The 2,408-nt window shown below is 39.3% G+C and carries 3 protein-coding genes and 1 pseudogene; 2 read left to right on the forward strand and 2 right to left on the reverse strand.

From position 1 onward, the window contains the following. Positions 1 to 175: 175 nt before the first annotated feature. Positions 176 to 601 (reverse strand): hypothetical protein, encoded by a 426-nt coding sequence (locus CALSC_RS25235; protein WP_088243930.1) that lies wholly within the window; start codon positions 599 to 601, stop codon positions 176 to 178. 449 nt (positions 602 to 1,050) lie between these two features. Between CALSC_RS25235 and CALSC_RS25240 the strand changes: the two genes are divergently transcribed. Further along, positions 1,051 to 1,932, forward strand: coding sequence for an alpha/beta hydrolase (locus CALSC_RS25240; RefSeq protein WP_235006955.1), 882 nt, complete (start codon positions 1,051 to 1,053; stop codon positions 1,930 to 1,932). 77 nt (positions 1,933 to 2,009) lie between these two features. Next, complete coding sequence (locus tag CALSC_RS25245; RefSeq protein WP_088243931.1) at positions 2,010 to 2,222, forward strand: hypothetical protein; 213 nt, start codon at positions 2,010 to 2,012, stop codon at positions 2,220 to 2,222. On the opposite strand, the pseudogene CALSC_RS26830 reads toward CALSC_RS25245, so the two are convergent. Then, positions 2,219 to 2,408 (reverse strand): annotated as a pseudogene (locus CALSC_RS26830) (serine/threonine protein kinase); the annotation flags it as partial. The gene CALSC_RS25245 and the pseudogene CALSC_RS26830 sit on opposite strands and share 4 nt — an antisense overlap.

Raw genomic sequence — 2,408 nt, forward strand, 5'->3', positions numbered from 1 at the left:
GTCTAAACTCCAGTTATGAAGTGGAGTAATATATAAATCAAGAATTTGATGGGCATAAATATATTATTGGTGCTAGCAGTTTAGAACATGCAAAAGATATTTATAGATCCCAAATGGGTTCTATATCATCCCCACTTCCGGGATTGGCTGGCGAAGCAAATATCCTAACTCCAATCTATTCATAAATCCCCATCAATTCTCCCGCCAAATTCATTAAGAAATTAGCATTTTCTGGATCGCCTTGAACCAAGAAATCATTTGCCACTGCTAGCATACTTTGTACTAATCCCGCATCTAACAAATTTTCATTGGCATTCAAGAGGGATTCTATAGCTTCTTCATCGTCACAGTTGAGTATTTGTGCGATTAAATCCATATAGCCTTGGAAATGCCCCAATTCTGCGAGTACATCCCGGAGGAAATTAGCTGCATCCGCTTCTCCTGCTTTCTCTTTTTCAACTGCAACTTGTTCAATGGTTTGAATAAACTCAGAGTCAACCAATTCTTGATTTGCCTGTAACAAATCCCATTCCTCTCCCTCAGGACAGGTAAGCAGTGCTTGGATGAGATTTTGATAGTCTTGGCGGCGTTCTTCATTCATCAGGCAATGCCTTGGCAACTAAATATACTTGTACAGTTTGTGATTTCATCCATAGATATTTGAGCAGTTTTGGTCAAATATGTAAACCGAATATGGGAAATTTTACTGCAATTGGGGAACATCCCAATTGTTGAAAAAGCCCGCACTTTGTGTCGCCTTCGATAACAGGCTGAAGCCTGGAGCTACACAAACCAATCCCACCTGTGTGGGTTAAGAGGAATTTATTAGCCCACACAGGTGGGTTTTGCTCGTGTAGCGATACCCTTCTAGGGTATTGCATAAAAATTAGGATGCTCCTTGCAATTTTGACAAAACTGGATTGTTGATATTGCCGGTAATACTACTGAAATTATTGTTCTGAGGGAATCTTTATTGTTGACTGACCACAATAAAATGACATAATTTTTAGATACAGGGATTCCATACAAATTACTTAACAGCAAGCAATTATGATATCGAGAGGCACCATCATGCATCATCACGAAGGAACTTTTTTGGGTGCCGGAGGCTTAAAATTATACTACCAAAGTTGGCATCCCCAAGAACAAACCCGTGCTGTTTTAGTCATTGTTCATGGATTGGGGGGTCACAGTGGTTTATATGGAAATATAGTTAACCATCTAGTTCCCAAAAATTATGCTGTCTACAGTTTCGATTTACGTGGTCATGGGCGATCGCCAGGGAAACGAGGCTATATTAATAAATGGGATGAATTTCGCCAAGACTTACAAGCTTTTTTTCAATTCATAACTACCCAACAGGGAGAACACCCATATTTTCTCTTAGGTCATAGTTTAGGAGGTGTAATAGTTCTAGACTTTCTCTTAAATTGTCCCCAAGTAGGGAAAAAATTACAGGGTGCGATCGCTCTAGCCCCTAGTGTAGGAAAAGTAGGAATTTCTCCATTTAAACTATTTTTAGGCAAAGTTCTTTCAGGTATATGGCCTAGTTTTAGCCTTAATACTGGCATGGACGCGAATACAGCCTCCCGAGATGAAAAAGTTCTAGCTGCTTATGCCCAAGATCCTTTAAGACATACCAGAGGTACTGCCCGTTTAGCAACGGAATTTTTGACCATAGTTGCAGAGATTCAGAGCCGGGTAGAAAATATTTGTATTCCTCTGTTAATTATGCAGGGAGGGGCAGACAAAGTTACTTCACCAGAAAGTAGTCTGGCATTTTTTCACAAAGTCACTTTTCCAGATAAAACCTTTCGAGAATATCCGGGAACCTATCACGAGATTCAAAACGATATCAATTACCCAGAAATTTTGGCAGATATGGAAGAATGGTTAGAACATCACTTAATCACCAAAGCACAAGCAACTTAAACGCCATCCATTTTGAAACCTGGAGTTTCTGATTATTTGGATTTGTCATTGCGACGTAAGGAAGCAATCCCAAATTTATGTTAAAAAACTACGGTTCTCAAGGTAGTCCCGATGAAAAAATTTTTACCATCAAGTTACGTAAGTTGCTTTGTTCTTATTCCCTGTTCCCTATTCCCTACTTACAAATCAGCCCTTCACGAGAAAATCTCGCAACCAAGAAAGAAAATACCTCTTCCCGACTCCCGATTCCCGATTCCCCACTCCCCATTTTCAAACTAGATGAGGTTTAAATTGCAGCATTAACCCCATTCGCCATAACTTGTAAATGATTTAATATTTGGGGTTGCATAGTTTTATACTTTTGTTTTAGTAACCTCTTGCTCAATGGTAAATCCTGACAGCGTGGTATATCTATACTTTGCTGTAGCCACTGTTTTAATTTCTGTAGCTGGTTTGGTTCCATGCACATATTAATT

This window comes from Calothrix rhizosoleniae SC01 (assembly GCF_900185595.1).
In the GTDB taxonomy this organism is placed as follows: domain Bacteria; phylum Cyanobacteriota; class Cyanobacteriia; order Cyanobacteriales; family Nostocaceae; genus Calothrix_A; species Calothrix_A rhizosoleniae.

Coding starts and splice junctions, on each gene's coding strand:
- CALSC_RS25235 (WP_088243930.1), bottom strand. CDS start 601: ATGAATGAAGAACGCCGCCAAGACTATCAAAATCTCATCCAAGCACTG.
- CALSC_RS25240 (WP_235006955.1), top strand. CDS start 1,051: ATGATATCGAGAGGCACCATCATGCATCATCACGAAGGAACTTTTTTG.
- CALSC_RS25245 (WP_088243931.1), top strand. CDS start 2,010: ATGTTAAAAAACTACGGTTCTCAAGGTAGTCCCGATGAAAAAATTTTT.